Source organism: Lactobacillus sp. MRS-253-APC-2B (genome assembly GCF_012843675.1).
Classification (GTDB): domain Bacteria; phylum Bacillota; class Bacilli; order Lactobacillales; family Lactobacillaceae; genus Limosilactobacillus; species Limosilactobacillus pulli.
This window is the reverse complement of sequence record NZ_JABAFO010000008.1, coordinates 1-22,226: the sequence shown is the minus strand read 5'-3', so window position 1 is coordinate 22,226 and position 22,226 is coordinate 1. Positions and strand designations below refer to the sequence as shown.

19 protein-coding genes and 1 riboswitch are annotated in these 22,226 nt (G+C 46.4%); of the genes, 7 read left to right on the top strand and 12 right to left on the bottom strand.

Going from position 1 to position 22,226, the window contains the following annotated elements:
- Positions 1-192: 192 nt before the first annotated feature.
- On the bottom strand, positions 193-810 hold the full coding sequence (locus HF864_RS05500) for a hypothetical protein (RefSeq protein ID WP_169462046.1): 618 nt from the start codon (positions 808-810) through the stop codon (positions 193-195).
- 15 nt (positions 811-825) lie between these two features.
- Entirely contained in the window at positions 826-1,716 is an 891-nt protein-coding gene (locus tag HF864_RS05495) for a PPK2 family polyphosphate kinase (RefSeq protein WP_169462045.1), read from the bottom strand.
- A 209-nt stretch (positions 1,717-1,925) separates the two neighbouring features.
- Between HF864_RS05495 and HF864_RS05490 the strand changes: the two genes are divergently transcribed.
- Positions 1,926-2,579 carry a hypothetical protein gene (locus tag HF864_RS05490; protein WP_169462044.1) on the top strand — a complete coding sequence of 218 codons (654 nt, stop codon included), beginning with the start codon at positions 1,926-1,928 and terminating at the stop codon, positions 2,577-2,579.
- A gap of 38 nt (positions 2,580-2,617) precedes the next feature.
- Here the strand turns inward: HF864_RS05490 and HF864_RS05485 are convergent, their stop codons facing one another.
- On the bottom strand, positions 2,618-5,476 hold the full coding sequence (locus tag HF864_RS05485; RefSeq protein ID WP_169462043.1) for a DEAD/DEAH box helicase: 2,859 nt from the start codon (positions 5,474-5,476) through the stop codon (positions 2,618-2,620).
- 197 nt (positions 5,477-5,673) lie between these two features.
- Here HF864_RS05485 and HF864_RS05480 point away from each other — a divergent pair, with 197 nt between their 5' ends.
- Positions 5,674-6,588, top strand: a complete 915-nt coding sequence (locus tag HF864_RS05480; protein ID WP_240936883.1) for a serine hydrolase — start codon at positions 5,674-5,676, stop codon at positions 6,586-6,588.
- A gap of 80 nt (positions 6,589-6,668) precedes the next feature.
- Here the strand turns inward: HF864_RS05480 and HF864_RS05475 are convergent, their stop codons facing one another.
- Positions 6,669-7,874, bottom strand: coding sequence for a serine hydrolase (locus HF864_RS05475; RefSeq protein WP_240936882.1), 1,206 nt, complete (start codon positions 7,872-7,874; stop codon positions 6,669-6,671).
- Between the two features lie 347 nt (positions 7,875-8,221).
- Between HF864_RS05475 and HF864_RS05470 the strand changes: the two genes are divergently transcribed.
- Complete coding sequence (locus tag HF864_RS05470) at positions 8,222-8,587, top strand: Fe-S cluster assembly protein HesB (protein WP_169462042.1); 366 nt, start codon at positions 8,222-8,224, stop codon at positions 8,585-8,587.
- 253 nt (positions 8,588-8,840) lie between these two features.
- Here HF864_RS05470 and HF864_RS05465 read toward each other — a convergent pair whose 3' ends face one another.
- Complete coding sequence (locus tag HF864_RS05465; RefSeq protein WP_169462041.1) at positions 8,841-11,378, bottom strand: M1 family metallopeptidase; 2,538 nt, start codon at positions 11,376-11,378, stop codon at positions 8,841-8,843.
- Positions 11,379-11,683: 305 nt separating this feature from the next.
- Here HF864_RS05465 and HF864_RS05460 point away from each other — a divergent pair, with 305 nt between their 5' ends.
- Positions 11,684-13,075 (top strand): amino acid permease, encoded by a 1,392-nt coding sequence (locus HF864_RS05460; protein WP_169462040.1) that lies wholly within the window; start codon positions 11,684-11,686, stop codon positions 13,073-13,075.
- Between the two features lie 40 nt (positions 13,076-13,115).
- Here HF864_RS05460 and HF864_RS05455 read toward each other — a convergent pair whose 3' ends face one another.
- The 4 genes from HF864_RS05455 to yaaA all read right to left on the bottom strand — a co-directional run bounded on the left by HF864_RS05455 (position 13,116) and on the right by yaaA (position 16,951).
- Complete coding sequence (locus tag HF864_RS05455) at positions 13,116-14,027, bottom strand: EamA family transporter (protein WP_169462039.1); 912 nt, start codon at positions 14,025-14,027, stop codon at positions 13,116-13,118.
- Between the two features lie 208 nt (positions 14,028-14,235).
- Positions 14,236-14,934: a class I SAM-dependent methyltransferase gene (locus tag HF864_RS05450; protein WP_169462038.1), complete on the bottom strand. Its 699-nt coding sequence runs from the start codon at positions 14,932-14,934 to the stop codon at positions 14,236-14,238.
- A gap of 9 nt (positions 14,935-14,943) precedes the next feature.
- On the bottom strand, positions 14,944-16,185 hold the full coding sequence (locus HF864_RS05445) for a chloride channel protein (protein ID WP_169462037.1): 1,242 nt from the start codon (positions 16,183-16,185) through the stop codon (positions 14,944-14,946).
- 22 nt (positions 16,186-16,207) lie between these two features.
- Positions 16,208-16,951 (bottom strand): peroxide stress protein YaaA, encoded by a 744-nt coding sequence (yaaA, locus tag HF864_RS05440; RefSeq protein ID WP_169462036.1) that lies wholly within the window; start codon positions 16,949-16,951, stop codon positions 16,208-16,210.
- Positions 16,952-17,065: 114 nt separating this feature from the next.
- Here yaaA and HF864_RS05435 point away from each other — a divergent pair, with 114 nt between their 5' ends.
- Complete coding sequence (locus tag HF864_RS05435) at positions 17,066-17,905, top strand: prephenate dehydratase (RefSeq protein WP_169462035.1); 840 nt, start codon at positions 17,066-17,068, stop codon at positions 17,903-17,905.
- 54 nt (positions 17,906-17,959) lie between these two features.
- Here the strand turns inward: HF864_RS05435 and HF864_RS05430 are convergent, their stop codons facing one another.
- From HF864_RS05430 to HF864_RS05420, 3 genes are read right to left on the bottom strand one after another with little or no spacing between them, the layout of a single operon-like run.
- A complete protein-coding gene (locus tag HF864_RS05430; RefSeq protein ID WP_169462034.1) occupies positions 17,960-19,165 on the bottom strand; it encodes an ABC transporter permease in 1,206 nt (401 codons plus the stop codon).
- Complete coding sequence (locus HF864_RS05425; RefSeq protein ID WP_169462097.1) at positions 19,162-19,848, bottom strand: ABC transporter ATP-binding protein; 687 nt, start codon at positions 19,846-19,848, stop codon at positions 19,162-19,164. Before HF864_RS05425 ends, HF864_RS05430 begins: the two co-directional genes overlap by 4 nt.
- Positions 19,841-20,905: an HlyD family efflux transporter periplasmic adaptor subunit gene (locus tag HF864_RS05420; RefSeq protein ID WP_169462033.1), complete on the bottom strand. Its 1,065-nt coding sequence runs from the start codon at positions 20,903-20,905 to the stop codon at positions 19,841-19,843. The genes HF864_RS05425 and HF864_RS05420 overlap by 8 nt, the downstream gene beginning before the upstream one ends.
- A gap of 199 nt (positions 20,906-21,104) precedes the next feature.
- Positions 21,105-21,197, top strand: a riboswitch (TPP riboswitch).
- Between the two features lie 106 nt (positions 21,198-21,303).
- On the opposite strand from HF864_RS05420, the gene thiW reads away from it, so the two are divergent.
- The gene (gene thiW, locus HF864_RS05415; RefSeq protein ID WP_169462032.1) at positions 21,304-21,801 is read left to right on the top strand and encodes an energy coupling factor transporter S component ThiW; all 498 of its coding nucleotides are present in this window, start codon (positions 21,304-21,306) and stop codon (positions 21,799-21,801) included.
- A 90-nt stretch (positions 21,802-21,891) separates the two neighbouring features.
- Positions 21,892-22,128, top strand: coding sequence for a cytochrome b5 domain-containing protein (locus tag HF864_RS05410; RefSeq protein ID WP_169462031.1), 237 nt, complete (start codon positions 21,892-21,894; stop codon positions 22,126-22,128).
- Positions 22,129-22,226: the final 98 nt, after the last annotated feature.

The following is a 22,226-nucleotide window of genomic DNA, read 5'->3' as shown; positions in this document are numbered from 1 at the left end:
TCCCCTAAATCAAAACGACCCTTGTCTAACAATTCAGCTAGGCAAGGATCGCGCAATAGGTGTGTATATAGCTATACGGACCTATTTTAAGCAACTTTACGGCTCAGCGCAACTAAATTCATCAATCTGCCTATTATTTGGGCCATATGCATCATTTTAGCTCGTTCTTTTAAGCATCATTTTACTTCAAGATCAGTCCCACCAGTGATTGAGATTTTGCAGATCAGCTTGCAGCAAATCCCATTGTCGATTCATCAAATGATGAGCCGTCTGCTTCAACTGAACTGCTGTTTTAGCACGATCCGTAGTCAGGCCGCGTTTGGCGAATTGATGCGCACTGGCGTTTAGATAAATTGCATAAGGTTCGATCAGTTCCGGTGACACTTGCAGTTTTTTGACCAAAACACCAGCCATCATTTTGACAGCTTGCTGATAGTGGCTTTGTTTCAGATAACCATCCAATTTATCAGCCATCTCCTCGATCCACCGGTTAAGCGGATCATCTGGCGTTAGGTCTTCGATGAATTGCAGATTAAACGACCAGTCCCACCAAGGATGCTCGCCAACAAACCAGCGCCGCGTCTTAGAATCCTCAATCAAAGACGTTAGACTCTGGTACAGTCGTTTGGTCTGTAAATGGTTGAACTCGTTGGCCGGCAGATTTTGCCAGTCTTTAATCGCCGGTTTGGCATGGGTCTTTTCAATCAGTTCCCACTGACATTGACCATCGTTAAGCTGCTTAAGACTAAGATAGCTGTTGCTTGGTACGCTGATTTTTTGCCATTGATCAAATGAATTTACCAGAGCCATAATTTTCCTCACTGATTAATCTTTTTCGTTTTCCAAAAAGCGCAAGGCATCATCCATCGCGGCCTTTTGTGCAACGGTAACTTCTGGGAATGATAGGTCCAATTTACCCAAGCGCTTGGTTAGGATATCAGAAACAGCCAGACGTGAGTACCACTTGCTGTCACTTGGAATCACGTACCATGGATTCTTTTTAGTAGCTGTTTCGTTAATGGCTTTTTCATAGGCCAGCTGATATTCATCCCAGTATTGACGCTCTTTGATGTCTGAAGACGAGAATTTCCAGTTCTTTTCTGGAATCGTAATGCGGCGTTCAAACCGTTTCTTTTGTTCATCTTTTGAAACATGCAAGAAGAATTTCAAAACCACATAGCCATTGCGCGTCAGATACTTTTCAAACTGACGAATATCTTCATAGCGACCATCCCAAAAGGCATCGTTAACGTCATCAATCGTCAGTACATTAGGTAGATTGGCATTCAAAATCAATTCTGGATGTACCCGTGAAACTAGCACGTCTTCATAGTAAGACCGATTCAAAACTCCGATTGCACCTCGTTCGGGAAGCTTTTGATGAATCCGCCACAAGTAGTCATGACTCAGATCAGTCTTGCTTGGCTGCTTGAAGTTGTTGACCGTAAAGCCAACCGGATCAATGCCCGAGAAGATGTGGGCAATCATACTGTCTTTACCAGCGGCGTCAAGAGCTTGAAAGACCAAAACGACGCCATAGCGTGATCTTGAATACATCTTCTTTTGAAACTTCTTCAGTTTTTTTAGGTTAGCTTCAATCTGGCCCTTGACGTTTTCGACCATGGCCAGGTCTTCATCGTTATAGCCATCGATCCTGGTTGGTTCGGCCTCAATGTCAAAGTCGTTACCAACAAACTTATACTGCTTGGTATCCATTGCAGAAAACTCCCTTCAAAACATCATTGGAAACTATTATACCCCATCACCAGTCGATAATTTCGTCAATCACTCGATTCACGGCTCATTCCGTTGTGATTGTCCCATACTGTATACCCAGCTTGAATCCACAACTGAAATGCTTTGGTTTGAGAATAAATGAACGCCGGGCTTATAATTGAGTCAGCATAATTGAGGGAGGTTTTTCCATGACCGCGCAAGCAACTCTTGACTGGCATCATGAGATTCATCATGCCATTATTGCCGCCTTACCCAATCACGACTACGAGCTGATCGCCTTTAACCAAGCTAAGTCCACCGAAAGCATCTATGCCAATGTCTTACATGGTCAACGGCTGTTTTATCTGCGTTTTTCCTGGCATGAAAATGAGCGCTCGCGTCGCTTTGCCGATGCCTCGTATGATTTGCGGCGTTTTGGCAGCCATCGGGAATTGATTGCCAGTCTAAGAAAAAACTTTCTGCAGCCCCAGCTTGGCAGCATCAAACTGGGCTATTGGCACTTTGTTTGGCTGGCATTGCTGGAAAAGCTGGGACAAACGGGCAATGAGCCATTACGCTTTGCTAAGGGCGGCGTCTTGATCAATCAGCAGCTGTTGGATAATCCGGCCGCCCTGCATCGATTGCGCGCCTTGATTAATTTTGGATTGGCCATCGCTGTCCATGAGGATTCCTATCTTGCCATCAGCAAAGACGGTCTTAATCTACTCAATCATTACTGGGACGTGGCTGATTTTACCGACAGCCGCCAGTGGGACGACAATCCGCGCATCATGACCATTGATGAACTGATCTGGCAGCTAAACAACATCAAACCCCCTGCTCGGCGTGCCAAACGCCATTAAATATCATCGCGCCTTCTCAAGCTTGCGAGGGCGCTTTTTTATGAATCCGCTTGATTGAACTGATGAACCAATCCTTCATTTTGCCAAGTCAGATAAAGCGATTGATCAACAGGATGCTTCAGCAGCAGCTCCACGCCAAAAATCGGCTTATTGGTACCTTTTTGTAAAAACTCATGCGCAGATCCTGGCATAACCTGGCAAGGACCAAGATAGACGAACTGCGATTGATCCTGTTCGTCCGAGTTTTTAACGAACAGATGCAGACTGGCGCTGGGATTCAACAGCTTTTCGGCATCGCGGCTGGCCAGCGTGCGATTAGTCTTGGAATAAAAGGAAAGCTGCGTCCGGCTGCGAAACTGATTGTTAAAGTCAACCGCGGCTCGTGCGTGTGGGTGATGGTAGGTCACAAATAGAATTCCCGTCTCGCCCATAAAATAATAGCCGCCGATTCCATTCGGCACCATGTAGTGTGCATTGTTCAAAAGCTTAACGGCATCCATGCGAGTATAGCGCTGGTTGAGCGTCAGCGGCTTTTTTTGGTCATATTTTGAGGCCTGTAGTCGGCCGGTTTCAATAGCATCATTCCAAAACAGCCTGAACTCAGCGTCCGCCAGGTATCTTTGAATCTGGGGATGCAGCTGGATCTGCTGACCAGTTACGATAATCAAAGGCTGATTGCCATAGCGAATCCGGCTGCCAATCTTGCCTTTAGTCAGATAATACTCCAGCGTCAAGACTCGTTTGACCGATGCTAGAGTCGCGTCATCAACCCAACAGCCGTTCTGACGCAGCTGCTCGCTAAAATCAGCGACCGTAATCGTTGACTGTTTGGTTAGGGCAGCCAATAAAATCAGTTCATGCTGGCGCTTGCCATTGGCCAATTCCTCAGTCAGAAACTGTAAAACCGATTCAGTTTGGGGCTTGAGCCTGACTGTTTCTCCCATTTTTTGAAGGAAGCGCGGATAAATCTTAAACTTTTCAGCAAAGATGCTTTCGTCAAGGATTCCTGCTCTTTGAAAATCAGCCATTAAAGGTGCTCTTCCCAGCCGCTGTTTAAGCTGGTTAAACTCGCTTTTGAGCAGGCTCATCCCAGTCAGCTGGGCTTTTTCAACTGAAGTCAAGATGCGCTCATAGGCCAGACGGGTAAACGAGATCGTTGAAATTCCCAAAGTTGGTTCGGTACTCAGCGTCTGAATTGCCCGACTGCGCTGATGAGAATGGTCATCAGTCAATGCCTGGGGAATCAAATAGTTGTGCTGATAGTTGCCGATAAAATCAATCACCGTCAAAAACTGCTTACCTGGTGCCTTACGCAGTCCGCGTCCCAACTGCTGCAGAAAAACGATTGCCGACTGCGTATCACGCAGCATGAGCACTTGATTGACGCAGGGAATATCAATCCCTTCATTAAAGACATCAACCGTTATCAGATACACCAGCTCACCGGCCTGCAGTCTGGCAACCGCCTGCTCTCTTCTGGCTGCCGAATCCTGTCCCGTCAAAGCCTGTGCTGGATACCCTCTTTGCGTCAAAAGCGCGGCCAGTTCCTGGGCCTCCTTGGTTCGCGAGCAAAAAATCAAGCCATGCAAGACATCCCCGTCATGCCCATAATACTCAGCCACTTTAATTATCCAATCCACTCGTTCAGGCTGAAGCAAGTGTTTAAGTGGCGTTTTTTCGCTAACGGTCCGTCCTTGCCAGACATAGTCACTGACACCGACAAATTGGAATGGACACAGCATTCGTTCGCTTAACGCCTCTTGAAGCCGAATCTCGTAGGCCAACTGGTAGTTAAACAAGGCATAGACGTTGAAATCATCGGTTCGATCCGGAGTAGCCGTCAGTCCCAGCAAAAAGCGCGGCTGCAGCCAGTTGATGATCTTTTGATAGCTGGCCGCGCCGGCATGATGAACCTCGTCAATAATCACATAATCAAAATCAGCAGGTCCAATCTGATCCAAGTGCCTTGCCAGCGTCTGTACCGTAGCAAACACGTATCGCGCGGTGCCGGGCTTTTGTTGACTGGTAAAAAAACCATAGTCTTGATCCTGACCGCCAATGATCTTTTGAAAGCTGGCCCGCGCCTTTAAAAGCAGCTGCTCGCGATGAGCAACCACCAGCACGCGGTTGGGCTTGGCACTTTGAACGGCAAACGCGGCTAGGTACGTTTTCCCCGTCCCAGTTGCCGATATCACCAAAGCCCGCTTTTCACCAGCCTGGCGCAGCGTTTCGATTCGTTCACAGGCTGCTTTTTGCATAGCGTTAGGCGTAATCAGAGCAGATCGCGTCGTTTGCAATGCTGGTCTTAAGACCGGTGCCTGCCAGTCTTTTCGATATGCAGTCAGCCATCCCGCAGTCAATTGAACTGCCGCTTGCCATTGATCGCCAAAGTCTGCTGCAAACTGCTGCACAACGGCTCCTTGATGCTTAGAATTGACTTTAAGGCACCATTCGGCATTTTTTAAGAGCGCGTCCATCGTCAGGTTGGCACTGCCGATAATCAAAGTCTCATAGTCTTGATGGTCAAACCAGTAGCCTTTTTGGTGAAAGCCAGTCTCTTTCGTCAGGCGTACCGTCAAATTGGGAATCTTCATCAATTCGGCAAAGACCTTGGGAGCATTGAACTGCAGATAGGTTCCTGTCAAAAGCTCGCCGCCAATGCCTTTTTGCGCCAGGTCCATCATGATCGACTTGATTGGCACTAAAACAGCCGGTGTAATAAAGGCAACTGCCATCTTAAAACTCGTGCAGGTGCGTAGTTCATTTTTTATTTCACTAAAGATCGTATTGCCTTGTCGATTGGTTAGAATTTCTGGTCCAAGTGAGCCAGCCGGCAGACTGCTGTCAATAAAGCCATTTTGTAAGTCAGCTCGCAGCTGATTATCCATCCACGTCATAAAGCACTCCTTAAGCTAACAATGTTGGTCATGATATCTACTTTAGGGTAATTCAAAATCTGTGACAAAGCTTTTGCCTATAATCATGGCAGAACCACTTCAAAATTCATGAATTCTTCAATTTGAGGTGTTAAACTATTTCAGTCTTTACAAAAGTTTTTATATTTTAAATAAAAAAATCATGGAAGGAAATTGTAATGAACCAGCGACCAGCACGAAAAACTCAGTTTAAACCCAATCGAAGGCGCCGTCTTTTTAAATGGCTGACGATCATCTTAATATTCCTTGCCTTAGGATGTACGGCTGGTTTGCTGATTCCTGGTCTGAACCGCTCTCGCAACGCCAGCGTTAAACTATCCTCGCCCTTAAAAATCGTCCAAAAGGTCGTCTCTAATGGTTCCTCATCGACTGACAGCAACACCCAGCTTCAAGAAGCCTGGAAACCAACTCTGCAGCAGGCGGACGGGCACGTGGCCATTGCCGTCTACTCGAATCAAACCAAAAAGACCTACATGGCATCCAATGCTGCTAATCATTCATACCGCATGGCCAGCACGGTCAAGGTCTCAATTTTAGTTGGCCTCTTGATGAAACAGGGTACACTGAACAGCAGCGAGCAGGCTAATGCCCAGGCCATGATTGAAAACAGCAGCAATACCGCTGCTTCAGCCTTGTTTGTTGAGCTGGGCGAAAAAAGCGGCCTGCAGGAAACTTTTGACAAACTGGGAATGACTGACTCTACAGCACATGAAGAATGGGGACTTTCAACCACTACTCCCAGCGACCAGCTTAAACTGCTCAACGCCATTTTCTACTCATCCAACCTCTTGAGTACCACTCAGCAGTCATACGTGCGCAATCTGATGCGAAACGTTGAAAGCGACCAACAGTGGGGCATTTCAGCCGGCAGCACCAACTTCTACCTTAAAAACGGCTGGCTGGATAGGGATGATGGCTGGATCATCAACAGCATCGGCTATATTCCAGGTAACAATGGCGCCAGCGACAGCTATACGACTGCCGTCTATACTGATGACAATTCTTCAATGCAAAATGGTGAAAACACGATCGAAAAGCTGGCCAAATCAACCAGCAAAATCTTAAATAAATAGGTTCAGCTTAGAATCGGTTTTACCGATTCAATGAAAACGCTGATTCAGGCTTTGAGCAGTCTGAATCAGCGTTTTTACTTTTACTTTAGCTTCAGGGCAACCTGTGGCATATCGTTGGGCGTTAGCGTACTTTCTTTCAGCGTTCCCTTTATCTTAACCGTCTTTTTGCTAAGCTTAGTGTCTTTAGGCAGCCACAGCGTCGTTGTTTTAGCTACGCGGGCTTTCTTTTGACCGACCTTGATCAGCGTGCCTTTTTTGATCGTTTGTGGTGTAAAGCGGCCCAGCACGCGATTATAGAGGTTGTTGGTCTGTTGGAACTGATTGTTGAAGTCGCCAGGAACGTTTAAGACTACCGTTACCAGGCGACGATTGTTAAACGTTCCGGTGCTGACAAAGCAGTTGCCGGCAGAATCGGTCATCCCAGTCTTTAACCCATCGATTTCACCATCCGCTCGATCCAATGCGGCCCCCTTGATCATCAGATTGATATTTTGCATGTGATATGTCTGTGAGGCACTGACTGGAAAGTCTTCTTGCGCTGTTTTGGTAATGTTGACGACATCGGGATAATGGTTCAACAGCCAGCTGGCAATCTTAGCCAGATCGACAGCTGAAATTTGATTTTCTGCGTGCTTGGAGACATTTTTCAAGCGCAGCGTCCCCAAATCACCATTCTCCAGGCCAATCATGTTGTAGATCTTGGCATCGGTCACACCAGCTTCTTTGGCAACCTGCTGCATCTTTGTATTGAACTTAGCCACGCTGCCGGCGTCAGCTAAGGCTAGCGCTTCGGCACTGCCATCAGCCGAAACCAGCATCATTGAATCAACCAATGACTTAATCGTATAGCTTTCACCTTCATTCAGAGGAACGTTGGAAAAGCGCCAGTCATTGGCCATGACCGCCACTGGATGCGAGATCGTTACCTTTTGATCCCAGCTTAGCTTATGAGCCTGAATATCTTTTTCAATGACGGCCAGTGTGAGAATCTTAATGGTGGAAGCAACCGGATAACGTTTTCGCGCGTTTTTTTGGTACAGAATCTGCCCAGTCTTAGCATCCATGGCAATCGCAGCCTTGGCATCGACATCTTGGCTCGTACCCACGTTTTGTCCCGATTGGTGGCCGTTGCTGTCTGATAAGCTGTCTTGCGCGACAACCGTTGATTCTTCAGTTGCCTCGCCATCAGCCAAAACCATTGAAGAAAGGCCAAGCAGGCTGAGATTAAGGCTGAGCAGTACCAAAACCAGGTTCTGCAGGCATTTCTTCCAGCTATGTCTATTCATTTTAAATATCAATCCTTATTAATAATTCTTTCTTGACACTGTCTTTTCTATCTTAACGCAAAATTCTGCCTGATTAGCAGCAAAATCCAAAAATCTCCCTGACGTTTTTTAGCCGCTAGTTTGACTCACTTTTTGAGGGCCAGCCAATTATATGCCAAGTCAGCGTTTCGATGCTGCTGAATTCAAGGCTTTCTTAAGGCACTGATTATTTGCATAACGATTCAATTCTAGATATGCTGAGATCATCGGTTAAGCTTGGATTTTAAACACACCAATCAGCGAATCGAATAAATTTTGATCAAATGTCTGAAACGATCTTGTTCAATCAAACAAAAGCAGGTGATTTAATGCAGTTAAAAATTTCAAAAGCCGCTCAACAATGGCTGATCAAGCAGCTGAATCTCCAGCCCGGCAACGGCGTGCGCTTCTTTACCTCAACTGGCGGCCGCAATGGACACGTCAACTATGGTCCAAAGCAGTCCTATCAACGAGAAGACCAACCCAAGCAGCCGGTTTTGCAGGTTATTATCGATCAGATCAACTATCATATCGATGATCAAGACAGCTGGTTTTTTTCAGGCAAGACCACGCTGATCGACTATGATGGACAAAATGGATTGACGTTTCATTTCTTTAATGGCAATGGCGAGCCGGTCGATGCCTTCACCGCGGCTTCCAAAGGCAATACCCGCTTTGAAGGGCTGTGGGACTGATTGCAGCCACTGTTATGACGCTGCTGTAATCTAAAGCAGCTTAGGGCTCACCATTAATATTTTAATTACGGCTATTATGCAGTGAATTTTGTATAAAACACATGACGAAATAATCATTGCCTACGATTCAGTACAAAGTTTGTCTAACCCATCAACCTTAAAACGCACTTTCAGATCGCTTATGAAAAGGCTTTGTTTCTACTCAAAAACTGGTAATGACATCCGCCATTACCAGTTTTTAGTTTATGTTTCGTTATTCGACAATCGCCTCAGCAATTGCGGCATTGACCGCGGCCTGCTCGCTTTCAACCAACTCTACGCGACTGGCAATTACCTTTTCATCCATTTGAATTTCGCGCTTGAGCATTGGGTCGTTCTCCTTAGGCTCAAAGAAACGCTTGAACTCGGCCAACCGCTTTGAAGACTTAAAGATACGGGAAATCACGGTAATGTAGGTTGGGAATTCCATATCGCCGCCAACGGTCTTTTCCAACCATGGCCATTCATGTTGAATCCAGTCCCAAGCTGCCTGCTGACCATGATCATTAGCCAGTACGCCTCTAAACCAAGCTCGCAGATCCTGTGGCTTGATGGTATCAGCATCTTCAAAGCACTCAATCAGCTGTGCGATCAGCTTGGGATCTTCAGTCTTGGTCAAGGCAGCACAGAGATCCTGTTTGAAGCCAGCATCCGCCGTATCGCGATAGCTCTGCAACAGCCGGTCAAACAGTGACTGGCTGCCGTAGTTTTTAACCTCACTGGCCAAGACCAGCCCACGAACGTCAGCTGGCAAGGTTGCCAATTGGTCGTGATGCTTTTCAAACAGCTCATGAGCAGCTTGAACGGCGGCTTGGTTTTGAGCATACAAAGCTGCACTCAAGACAATCGGCCGCGTCAGCTGATCATCGTTGCTCTCAACGGTTTTAGAAATCCACCCCAAACGCTCAGCCTGCTTGGCACTGAGTTGGTCAAACAATTGCTGCAGATGTTTTTGCTCAACAGTATCCGGCTGGACAAAGTTTTTCAGACTGTTGGCCACGTGATAGAGCATTTCATTGACGATACCGGATTGACTGTCCTTAAAGCGGTTCAGTAATGGAACGATCTGTGCATAGGAAAGCTGGCGACCTTCAGCCAGTAACCGCAGATCCTGCAGCAGCTGCAGCTGATCGATTGCCCCCAGTTCATCGAGATGATCCAAGATATCATTTAACAGTGTTTCATCATATTTAACGATAACGTGTGAATTATCCCCAACGTTAACCCGAAATGGCTTGCCGTTTTGGGCCCGCAACTGCTGGTAGTCGCCCAAATCCAGGCTTTGTTCGCTAAAGATGGCTGGTGCCTGATCGTAGTTAGCATTTAAAGGAATCTGCCACAACCGGCCCTTATCCTGACCATCGCCAATAAAGAACTGATTCTGTTCAAGCATCAAGTGGCCATTTTCAACCTTGACCGTAACGACTGGATAGCCAGGATGCTCCAACCATGATTCCATAATCTGGCCAACGTTCATTCCCGATGCTTCGCCCAATGCCTGCCAAAGATCAGCTCCCGTGGCATTGCCATATTGATGGGCGGCAAAGTAGTTCTTCAATCCCTTGCGCATCGCTTCATCGCCCAGCAGTGCCCGCACCATCACCAGCATCCGCGCCCCCTTGGCATAAACGATGGCACCATCAAACAGCGTATCGATTTCAGCAGGATCGTCAACTGCTACGTGAACCGACTGTACACCATCTGTAGCATCTCTTTGCAGCGCCATTGGTACCTCTGATGTCTGGAACATTTCCCAGATTTTCCATTCCGGCTCCAGGGCATCCACAGCCACATATTCCATCATGTTGGCAAATGATTCGTTAAGCCAGAGATCGTCCCACCACTTCATCGTTACCAGATCACCAAACCACTGGTGAGCCAGCTCATGCGTAATAACCGTAGCAATTACGCGTTTTTGATTCAAAGTCGTGTTGTCGGGATCCAAAAGCAGATAGGCCTCACGATAGGTGACCAGGCCCCAGTTTTCCATTGCCCCGGCTGAAAAATCAGGCAGCGCCAATTGATATGACTGCGGCAATGGATAAGGCGTCTGATAGAAGTCCTCATAAAACTCAATCGCCCGCGTGGCAATGTCCAGTGAAAAATCAAGTTCTTTTGGCTGGTGCGCTTTGGTTGAAAACACGCCAATCTCAACGCCACTCTTGGTTTTAGCAAACTTGCTCTGCAATTCGCCAAAGGCAAACGCCACCAGATAGGTCGACATTTTGACGGTTTCTTTGAAATAGTGCACGCCATTTTCAACGTGATCTTCTGGCATATTAGCAATGATGGTTTCACCAGGATGCTCATCATATTTGATGGCTAAAGAAAAAGTTGCCTTGGCCTCTGGCTCATCGATTCCAGGAAAGGCTTGGCGTGCCGCCGTGGTTTCAAACTGAGTGCCAATCAGCTGATGCTTTTGACCATCAAGCATGTAATACGATGGATAGATTCCCATCATCGTATCGGTTAATTTGGCATCATAGGCGACTTTAAGCTCAACATTGCCAGGATGCGGCAGCTTAATGTTGATGGCTTCTTGCCGATCACTAAAGCTAAATGGCACGGCTTGACCATCTGCCTGGACGCTGGTCACATTCAAGAACTTTTGGTGCAGAGCAATCTCAGCTGCACTGGCATTACCCTTGATTGTCGTTACACCAGCAAAGTGCTTGGCTGATCGATCAATATCCAAATAGATGTCGTAGTGAGTTGGTTGAAACTTTTCAAAAAAATGCGTTGAGTCTACCATTTTGTTTCCCCATTTCATTGCTTTTGTTGATCATTATAAGCTGTTTATTGCTAATTTTGAAACAGACTGTCTTTTAAGTCGTCAACTCTGAGGACTTTCTAATTTTGCATGGAAATCCTGGCCAGAATCGGTATAATGAAAACTAGTTTATTTTTAGGGGTTTGATATAGTCCGTTCAATAAATAATTAAATATCGATCCGATTGTCTGATTATGACTGACTAAAGAAACGTCTTTATCAAACCTAATAATAGTGATAAGCGGTTCATTATTCTTGAATCGCTTTTTATTTTTGGAGGAAACAGCATGAGTGAGAAAAACCACGTCGCGCCAAAACTAAAGCGGACAATGACAGCGGGACAAATGGAGATGATCTCTTTAGGCGGCGCGATTGGCGTTGGTCTGTTTATGGGATCAAAATCAACCATTAAATGGACTGGGCCTTCCGTGCTCTTGGCCTATGCCTTTGTCGGCTTGATTTTGTATATCGTAATGCGAGCTTTGGGCGAGATGATTTATGTCAACCCCAGCACGGGATCGTTTGCCGATTATGCCACCCATTACGTTCATCCCATGGCCGGCTACATGGCAGAATGGGCCAACGTTTTTGAATATATCGTAGTCGGGATGTCAGAAGTCATTGCCTCAACCGAATATCTCAAGTACTGGTGGCCGCATACTCAAACATGGGCTGCCGGTCTGATCATCATCATCCTTTTAGCGCTTGCCAACCTAGCCAGTGCCAAGGCATATGGTACCTTGGAATTTTGGTTTGCCATGATCAAGGTCGTAACGATTATTTTAATGATAATTCTAGGCTTTTTGGTAATCTTGCTGGGCTTTGGCAATGGCGGGCACCCAATTGGCTTTAGCAATCTTTGGACCCATGGCGGCTTTTTCACCGGTGGTTTCAAGGGCTTTATGTTCTCAATGTCGATCATCGTTGGCTCCTATGAAGGAATCGAACTGCTGGGAATTTCGGCTGGTGAGGTTGCCAACCCGCAAAAAGCCGTAGTCAAGTCGGTCAAATCGGTACTGTTTAGAATTTTAATCTTCTATGTTGGCGCCATCTTCGTTATCGTGACGATCTACCCGTGGAATCAATTGGATAGCGTTGGTTCACCATTTGTTGAGACGTTTGCTAAAGTCGGCATTACTGCCGCAGCGTCGATCATTAATTTCGTGGTGCTGACGGCTGCCTTGTCTGGAGCTAATTCCGGCATTTACAGTTCAAGTCGAATGTTGTTCAGACTGGCTCATGAAGGTAATGCTCCCCGGCTGTTTGGTCGCCTTTCGAAACGCGTAGTGCCTGATGCGGCCATTTTGGGGATTTCAGGCGGGATCTTGATTGGGTTCGTCTTGGACATCTTAGCTGAGTTCTTTAGCAAATCAACTGCCGATCTGTTTGTGGTTGTCTTCAGCTCTTCGGTTTTGCCCGGAATGATCCCATGGTTTGTGATCCTACTGGCCGAATTGAGATTTAGACAGCATAATCCGGAACTGATGAAAGATCATCCGTTTAAGTTGCCGCTTTACCCATTTTCCAACTACTTTGCCTTTGTCATGTTGATCATGATTGTCGTCTTTATGTTCATTAACCCTGATACCCGCATCTCGGTAATCGTTGGGGCCGGCGTTTTGATTTTAGCAGCCGTTGTCTACTTATGTCGGCACGGTTTAAATAAGGATGCACAATAAATCTTCAATATAAAAAGCTCATGGATTTCCATGAGCTTTTTTAGTGAGCCGACTGCTGGCGCGAGAAAATCTCGACGGGAATCATCTGCATAAAGGTTGCCAAGATGATCAACAGACTTGCCAAAACGTTGACTGGCCCAAAATACGTGTGTAGGAGTGCCACAGCCAGAATCGTTGCTACCAACGGTTCAAAGGCGCCCAGCATTCCGGTCGTACTTGGATCAACGTACTGCACGCTGGCCAGATACAGGGTATAGGCCAAAAGCGTGCCACCAATGATGATCCAGCCGATCAGAGCCACATCAATTGGTTTTAGAATCGGCATTGGCATTACAAAATACAACGGAATAAAGAAAATCCCACAGATCAGCATTGACCAGGCCGTAACGTTCAAGGTGCCATAGCGATCAAACAGCTTACCAGGTGCCATGGTACTGATTGCATTAGCCAAGGCTGCCAAAAGCGCCCAAAAGCATGCTTGCGGTGACAGGGCTAAATGATTAAGCTGGCCGTTGGTTACCAATAAAAACGTGCCGATTAACGCAACGATAATTGAAATCATGTCAATCCGCCGAGGCAGCATTTTTTGAACGATAGCCGTATAGCTGATGATAAAGACTGGTGCCAAATATTGAATTACGGTTGCCGTTGGGGCATTGCTATATTTGACGGCCGCAAAGTAGGTCAATTGCGACATTCCCATGCCAAAAAAAGCAAATAAAATCAGCTGCAGCACATCATGACGATTGCTAAACAATGCCTTGGTCGATGATCTTCCAGTAACCCTGGCTAAGATCAGCAGCAGTGTGCCAGCGCCTAAGAGCCGTAACCCGACCAGCCAAAATTCACTGACCGTCGTCTCGCCAAACAGATACTGCACAGCAACGCCAGACGTACCCCAAAAGGATGCGCCAGTCGTGGCCAGCAAAATGCCCTTGGTTCTTTTTCTCAAATCTTTTCCTCCCTAATCCTAGGTGTACTGGACAAGGATAAGCGTTTCTTAAGTAAAGCACAACCATCATTAAAAAATAAAACGCTTGTCTAAATAAAAAATCCCCACTTCATTTTTGAAGTAGGGAATAGATCTTCACCAATACGATTTGACAAAGAACCATAAAAATTATCCGATTGATGACTGCGAGACTTCCAGCCAGTCATAACTAAAAACGTTTGGCTAATAAGACTTTGGTACTCAGCCACGGGCCACCCCACCAGCCCCTAACACCGCATTTTTTTACCATAACGTTATGAAAGCCCAGGTTTTCCAAGACCTTTTGATACTCATCAACATGTTCAATGTCGATAATAGCAAGCGTTCCATCGGCCTTTAAAACGCGGGCAGCCTCTTGAATGGCCCGCGCTCGATTAATTGCCGGCTTGACGTTATGGATCGACAGACTGGCAAATACACAGTCAAACTGATGATCATCAAATGGCAAATTGATCATATCGGCTGTCTGCACCTCGGCTAAGTTAGCCAGCTCAGCCGCTTGCAGGTTGGCTTGGGCCCGCTTGAGCGAATTATTGGACTGATCGGATTTTTTCCATAGATCAATGCCAATCACGCGTCCCGGTACTTCTAAGTGCTGCGCAATTCTAATCAAGGCTGCTCCTTGCCCACAGCCCAGATCCAATACTTGCGCAGTCGGCTTGAGGTGTAGATTCCAAATCGTCTCATCAATAATCTGATACTTGCCATTTAGTGAAGCATTCAAATACATTCCCAAACAGATCAAGACCAGTAAGGCCGCCAGCCAATACAGCCATTGATGATCAGTGATTGCCGAGACAATCAAAAAGACTGCCGCGATCAGCATAATCAATGGTCCCATTGGCGCGTCAATTGCATGTATTTTCATGAATTCCTCCTATGCCTGCATCCACTTGGAGACGGCCATGCTTAAGGCAACACCCAGTCCTAGTGGCAATAGGGCCGAAAAGTTCAAGTGGCAAACCTCAAACAGCATAAACATCGCCATCAGCGGGGCTTGTTGCGTAGCTGCCAGGAAAAACGCTGCCCCCAAAACCGCAAACTGCATCAATGGCTCACCTGGCAGCACCTGGATAAAAAGCATCCCCAACAAGACGCCTAAAGTCGATCCCATCGCAATTGATGGCGTCAGAGTACCACCATAGCCACCGCCGCTAATCGTTGCCAAAGTCACCAGTCCCTTAGCAAAAAAGCCGAATGCCAACAGACCGATCGCCGAAGCTGAAACACTATTTACATTGATTGCCATTTGTGCCACACCGCGACCATTACCCATGATTTCTGGAAAGAAGCAGGCGACGGCCCCAGTTAAGGCACCTGCCAGCGGCATTGTGATAAAAATACGCCGATCCTTGATGCGCAGTGCACTGGCCCGACTGATAAACCGCTTATACCAAGTGCCCAGATAACCCATGATTGGCGCTACGACAATGACAAATAGGATCAAACGAATCGAAAACTGCTTTGAAGCTACCAGATAATATGGCTGCCAGCCCTTAACGACTGCGCCAACCATCGTTGCAATTGCCGCCATGCTCAGACTGACAATTGCGGCTTTTTTATCAATTCTTTTATACAGAATCTCCAGGCAAAACATCGCGCCCGTAATTGGTGCAATATAAACGCCCGCAAACCCAGCGCCGGCTGCAGCCGCGACCAAGAGCCGTCGATCTTCTGGGGCCAATTTAAGCCAACCGATTCGATCACCCAGCTCAATCCATGACTGAGCCCACATAGCACCGGCTTCCCGTGGGGCCAATTCACGGCCAATCGAGCCCCCGGTACCGACATAAAATACCTGTGCCGTAACGTGCATAATCGTGGCCCCCATTGGTAGTTTTTCACCGTCAACGGCCTTGCCTAACTTAACCGGTCGATAATGCAGCTGCATAAAGTACCAGACAACGGAAACGATCAAAGCCCCAATCAGTGGTGCCAACAGTCGATTCAACGGCGTGGCAGAAAAAGCAACCGGAATCGCGTTGGTTTCAGTAAAGTTAAAAAAGATTTTTTCCGTTGCATCCAAGACAATGCTCAACAAGCTGGAACTGGCTCCAGCAATTACACCCATAACAGCCGTGGCAATTGCTAGTGCCCGACTGTCACTCGATTCTTCCATTCTCAATTCTCTTTCTCACTCTCTAGTCTTCTACAAATATCAGCTTGTCAGGAGTCGAGGCCTGTTCATCAAAATGGTACCCCAGATTAAAATCTTTGACGACTGTCAGATCATTAGCCTGATGCTCAGCCAAATAACGCACCATGTTGCCACGAGCAATTTTGGCCCGGGTAGCCTGCGTTTTGAAACGGCCATTCTCAGCCTTAACGAACGTACAGCTGACAAATTGGCGATTACCTTTGACGTAAGGAACAATTACCTTGGCATATTCTTGAGATGCCAGATTTAAAACCAGCTTATCTTGACTGTAGAGCTCATCAGCCAAGCAACTGCCCCAAAATTCATACAGATTCTTAGTACCTTCAACTTGAGCACGATCCCCCATTCCCAACCGATAAGGTACAATCCCATCGAATGGCTTTAACAGACCATAAAAACCAGACAAGATTCGCAAATGATCCTGAACGTATTCCAATGACTGCTCATCAAAAACGCCTGGTGCCATCCGTTGATACTGCAGCCCAGTAAATGCCAGCAGAGCCGGTGTTAGCTGATGATAAAGATCCATCGCCTGCACCCATTGATAGTTGGGAATGGCAATTTTTTCACTGCAATCCCACCAAAGATGGTGAAGCTGATCGTAGCTGAGGCTGCGCATGTGGGCTAAAATCTGTTTGGTCTGCGGCAAAAATTGTGGCAGTCCCTGAATTGGCAGTGAATCTGGATCCGACTTCATATTCCGTGCGGGGGCAATAATGATTTGCATAAATCCTTCTCCTTTTGATGACTCGTCTATTTTAGCATGTTATCGATAAACGGTTGTCATGATCAATTCAATCAGCTAAGATTATAAGAAATTTTCGATGATGGAGGAATCAATATGATTGCACAACCACAGCGAACCGGCGTTACCGTTGGCTATCAAGGCGTACCGGGATCATTTTCTTCTCAGGCAATGCATCAATGGTTTGGAAAGGTCGACAGCCATAACTACCCCAAGTTTGAAGATGTCTTTGTCGCGCTCAAAAAAGGCGAGATCGACTATGGCGTCGTTCCGATGGAAAACTCTTCAACCGGAGCCATCAACGATAACTATGATCTGATCAACAAGTATCATTTCTTCATTGTTGGCGAGCAATCCATCTATATTGCCCAAAACCTGCTGGGCATCAAAGGAGCCAAGCTTGCAGACATCAAAGAAGCCTATTCGCATCCCCAGGGCCTGCTGCAGACCAGTAAGTTTCTGGCGGCTCATCACATTCAAGGCAAAGCATGTCTCAACACGGCTCTGGCGGCTAAGATGGCTGCTGAAAAACAAGATCCAGCCGTTGGGGCGATTGCCTCAACAGAAGCTGCTGAACTGTACGCTTTGGACGTTTTAGCTCCCAGCATCGAAAATGACAAGTCCAACCATACCCGTTTTATCATCTTTGGCCGCGAACCTGAGATTCTACCAGACGCTGATCGCATTTCATTGATCTTTACGTTGAAAAACGAGGTTGGTACACTCTATGAAGTCATGCGCATCATTAAAGAACATCAAATCAACATGGTACGCATTGAATCACGCCCATTGCCGGGCAATCCTTGGGAATATTATTTTTACGTGGATTTAGACGGCAACCTGGCTGATCAGCACATTGCCACGGCTTTAGACGAGTTAAAACAGTATACGACTTCATTAAGACTGCTGGGCAACTATCATCGACAGGAAAATTAAATAAAAACGGGTGCTACGCTAAGCGTGACATCCGTTTTTATTATATTCAAGCAATCAGCGCAAAATCTCGATCAGATTCTTATTGGCCGCCTGTTTGGCTGGCAAAATCCCAAAGATGATGCCGACTGAAGCTGAGACCCCAAATGCCAACAGGAACGAATTCAAGGTCACGACGGCATGAATGTGGTAAGGCATGAAATTGCTGATCACGCCCGCCAGCAGCCAGCCAATTGCAAAGCCCAGCAGGCCGCCGCCAACCGTTAAGACGATTGCCTCCAAAAGAAACTGAGCCATTACATTTTTAGGCGAGGCACCTACGGCTAGGCGAATTCCGATTTCTTGCGTTCGTTCAGAAACCGAAATGTACATCATGTTCATGACCCCAATCCCAGCGATAAACAGTGAGATCCCCGCAATTGCACTGATAAAGGCCGTCAAGCCGGTAATCATATTGTTGACCTTGGCTAGTTCGGCCCCGGCATCATAGGCCATGTAAGTACCGTCATGAGCACTGGTTCCCTTTTTGACCATGTATTTCTTGATTTTTTTCGTAGTTTGGCTAGCATTGACGCCTTGATAAAACGTCAGCTTAATACCATTGCCAGTCGTCGCCGTAGTACCAGAATAAAACAATCTGGCATTGCCAATTAGATCCGCACCATACTTATTGTCACCGTATTGATTGTTTTGTGATTGATAGACGCCCACAACGCGATAATTGATTTCACCAATAGTCACTGAGGTTCCAATTGCGTTTTGAACCGTATGATACTGCTTTTTGGCCAGTGATTCTTTCATCAAAATTACCGGCTCGGCATTCAATAAATCACTGGTCGTCAAGTTGTGACCGGCCATAATTGTGATTTTTTTGGTTGGCTGCTTGATTAAAGAAATCTTTGTACTATCTAGTCGCTGATTACCGACGATTGGCGAAACGGAAACGTTATTGGTTTCATGAGAGATTGCCGCTTTTTTTACCTTAGCGCCAAAACGTTCTTGAATCAGGTTCAGATCCGCTTCATTAAAGCCTGCCGTCGTAGATTGGGCATCACTGGGCGTAAAGTAGAGGTAAGTCGACTGCTCACCGTTTTTGGTTGTATTGAACTCATCACTGATTCTTTTTTTTACCCCGTTTCCCAATGCCAGAATCGTAATTACGGCGGCAATCCCGATCGTAATCCCAATCGTTGTTAAAAAACTGCGCTTGGGATTGGCTCGCAGCGATTGTAAGGCACTGCGCAAAAGCTCGGTATTTTTCAATCTACTCCCACCTTTCGATCATCGACAATCTTGCCATCAATGATCTTGACGATGCGCTCACACTGCTCAGCAACTCGTGGATCATGCGTCACCATGATGATGGTCGTATGCTGAGTTTGATTGAGTTGCTTAAACAGATCCATAATTTCTTGACTGGTCTTGGTATCCAAGGCCCCGGTTGGCTCATCGGCAATTAAAAAGTCCGGGTTGGCAATAATCGCACGAGCAATTGAGACCCGCTGCTGCTGACCGCCGGAAAGCTCGGTTGGCAGCTTATCATCATAGCCAGCCAGACCAACCCGACTTAAAACCCGGGCCGCCGTCTTTTTGGCCTGCTTACGACTCACGCCCGCATAGAGCAGTGGCAAGATCACGTTTTCAGCAATGCTGATATCACGAATCAGTTTGAAGTTTTGAAAGACGAATCCTACGTGTCGATTGCGCAGTTTGGCAAAGTCAGCCCGCGTATAGTCATGAATTGGTTCATCATTATAAAAATAGTTTCCTTCAAAATCATCATCCAAAAAACCAATGATATTGATCAAAGTCGACTTGCCAGAACCTGATTCGCCAATGATGGCCAAAAGCTCGCCTGCAGCAACTTTTAGATTAATATCATGCAGGACGTGAAATCTGGTTGCGCCCTGGCCATAGTATTTATTGATGTGTTCCAATCTAATCATTGTCATGATCGCTCACCTTGGTACCGTTATGCAGCTTGGCATCCGGGTTCGTGACGATGCTTGTGCCGGCTTTGACGCCTTTTTTGACCTCAAAATACCCATTGACCCGCTTGCCAGAAACCTTGACTACCTTGGCCTTGCCATCTTCAACGACATAGACTTTGCCGTTTTTGACGCTGGATTTTGGAATTCGCAGTTGATCTTGAGCTACGGAAGCCTTGACCGTCTGCCCATCCATAAAGTCGTCGCTGCTCAGATCGGCATTAACCTCATAGTTAGAGTCATTGCTTTGCTTATTGGTCGTTGGTACGGTTGCCAAATAGCTGATCGTCGTGTCTGCCTGCTTGCCGGTTGCTAATGCCCGGACGTGAATCGACTGACCAACCTTGAGTTTGCCGTAGTTATATTCCGATACCTTGGTTTTAAGCTTAAGATCATTGGAGTAGATCGTGATTATCGGTGCATTCTGCTTGGAATCATCAACCGTAACCGTGCCATCAAATGGTGCCGTCAGCGTCTGAGTAACCTTTTGACTCAGTGTATTAACCTTGTTTTGCGCAGCCGTGACGTCAGCTTGTGCATCGGCTAAACTGGCTTGGGCCTGAGCAACACTGCTGGCTGATCCAGAAGCCGTCCCGTCCTCGCTTTGAGTCGCAGCATCTTTTTGCGCGGCACTGACATTGTTCTGCTGTGCGGACACATTGCGCTGCGCCTTAGCCAGGGTCTGCTTGGCATCAATCAGCTCTTCATTGGTACTTTCACTGTAGGTAGTCACCAACGGATCACCTTCTTTAACCTTCTGGCCGTCGGCAACTCCGATTGACTGCACTTTTCCCGTTGGCAGACTTAAGACCTGCTGCTGTTGTGACACAACGGTTCCAGTCAGCGTCAATGGCGTGGATTTAGCAACCTTGGCTACAACATAATGCGACTCACTAGCTGCTTTATTTTGCTTAATCTTATCTGCAATCCCCCAAATGATTGCTAGGATTAGCATAATTGCGATTACAATCGTCGTCTTGCGATGATTTTTTATCCAATTTTTTATTTTCTGCATAATCTTCCCCAATTTCTCCGTTTCAAAAATCCCAAATACAACAGATGTTTCAATTGCGATTGTCGTCTTAGTTAGTTACTCAAGTAATTAACTAGATAATACCAGATTATTTACAAAAGGCAATCCTTATTTTCAGATAATTTTATTATTCCTCTGTTAAAGCTATTAGATTGGTGCTTTAATGGATATTGAAATAAAACAACTCTGTCTGGGGTGCCATTGATTTGGCTGAGAAATACCCACATAACCTGATCTAGTTAGTACTAGCGGAGGGAGACAGCTTAATTTTGGCATAAGCATAAATACGCGCTTTTGATAATGAATTAGGCACTCTTTCTCGATTCCGGGAAGGAGTTTTTTTATTGGTTGATGATGCTAAAGTTCTTTAGGAGGAATTCATGAAAAAGCGTACTTATAAATTGGTTTTGACGGCTATTTTATCTGCATTAGCGGTTTGTGGCGGCAGCATCTTCTCGTTTCCAATCGGTTTTGCCAAATGTGCACCCACACAAAGTCTGATCAATATCGTATCTGGCGTTGTCTTAGGGCCGGAATGGGCAGTCGTGCAGGCACTATTGACCTCAACCGTTCGTAATCTTTTGGGAACCGGCACCATTTTGGCCTATCCTGGCAGTATCTTTGGCGCCTGGCTCAGTGGTTGGCTGTTCAAGCGCTTTGGCAAAATTTGGCTGGCAGCGATTGGAGAATTGATCGGTACGGGACTGATTGGCGCACTAACCGCCTATCCGATTGCAGCTGCCTTAATGGGTGCCAAGGGATCACTTTTCTTGTTCGTTCCTAGCTTTGCGATCAGTGCCATTGTCGGCGGCTTGTTAGCCTGGGTCATCTTAAAAGCCGCCTGGCAGCCAATCCGACACTTCGCTAAGATTGAGTAGTTTTTATCAGGCAGTTGGTTGGCTTTTTTAGATTGATTCTTATATAATTCAGTTATCAAGTTACAATCGTTTTCTCGTTAAGGAGGAATCATGATGGAAAAGACATTCACGCTTGAAGAACTGAAAAACTTTAACGGTCAAAATGGTCAGCCGGCCTATGTCGCCGTTAAGGGCACGGTCTATGACGTAACTGAAGTGTCAGCATGGCAAGGCGGCAAGCACCATGGCGTTGCGGCAGGCACTGATGCTACGGCTGCTATCGTCCACTCACCACATGGAGAAAGCGTTTTGGGCAAGCTAAAGGTCGTTGGCAAATTAGCTGATTAATTCATTAAAAAACAGCCGCAACTGGTGTGTACCCAAAAAGCTGGAATTGAATATTAATTACTTGTAAACTGAATAAAAATTTTTATTAGGCAGCCAGC

Bases quoted from the DNA above. Each gene is read 5' to 3' on its own strand.
- HF864_RS05500 (WP_169462046.1), bottom strand. From the start codon at position 810: ATGGCTCTGGTAAATTCATTTGATCAATGGCAAAAAATCAGCGTACCA.
- HF864_RS05495 (WP_169462045.1), bottom strand. From the start codon at position 1,716: ATGGATACCAAGCAGTATAAGTTTGTTGGTAACGACTTTGACATTGAG.
- HF864_RS05490 (WP_169462044.1), top strand. From the start codon at position 1,926: ATGACCGCGCAAGCAACTCTTGACTGGCATCATGAGATTCATCATGCC.
- HF864_RS05485 (WP_169462043.1), bottom strand. From the start codon at position 5,476: ATGACGTGGATGGATAATCAGCTGCGAGCTGACTTACAAAATGGCTTT.
- HF864_RS05480 (WP_240936883.1), top strand. From the start codon at position 5,674: ATGAACCAGCGACCAGCACGAAAAACTCAGTTTAAACCCAATCGAAGG.
- HF864_RS05475 (WP_240936882.1), bottom strand. From the start codon at position 7,874: ATGAATAGACATAGCTGGAAGAAATGCCTGCAGAACCTGGTTTTGGTA.
- HF864_RS05470 (WP_169462042.1), top strand. From the start codon at position 8,222: ATGCAGTTAAAAATTTCAAAAGCCGCTCAACAATGGCTGATCAAGCAG.
- HF864_RS05465 (WP_169462041.1), bottom strand. From the start codon at position 11,378: ATGGTAGACTCAACGCATTTTTTTGAAAAGTTTCAACCAACTCACTAC.
- HF864_RS05460 (WP_169462040.1), top strand. From the start codon at position 11,684: ATGAGTGAGAAAAACCACGTCGCGCCAAAACTAAAGCGGACAATGACA.
- HF864_RS05450 (WP_169462038.1), bottom strand. From the start codon at position 14,934: ATGAAAATACATGCAATTGACGCGCCAATGGGACCATTGATTATGCTG.
- HF864_RS05445 (WP_169462037.1), bottom strand. From the start codon at position 16,185: ATGGAAGAATCGAGTGACAGTCGGGCACTAGCAATTGCCACGGCTGTT.
- yaaA (WP_169462036.1), bottom strand. From the start codon at position 16,951: ATGCAAATCATTATTGCCCCCGCACGGAATATGAAGTCGGATCCAGAT.
- HF864_RS05435 (WP_169462035.1), top strand. From the start codon at position 17,066: ATGATTGCACAACCACAGCGAACCGGCGTTACCGTTGGCTATCAAGGC.
- HF864_RS05425 (WP_169462097.1), bottom strand. From the start codon at position 19,848: ATGATTAGATTGGAACACATCAATAAATACTATGGCCAGGGCGCAACC.
- HF864_RS05420 (WP_169462033.1), bottom strand. From the start codon at position 20,905: ATGCAGAAAATAAAAAATTGGATAAAAAATCATCGCAAGACGACGATT.
- thiW (WP_169462032.1), top strand. From the start codon at position 21,304: ATGAAAAAGCGTACTTATAAATTGGTTTTGACGGCTATTTTATCTGCA.
- HF864_RS05410 (WP_169462031.1), top strand. From the start codon at position 21,892: ATGATGGAAAAGACATTCACGCTTGAAGAACTGAAAAACTTTAACGGT.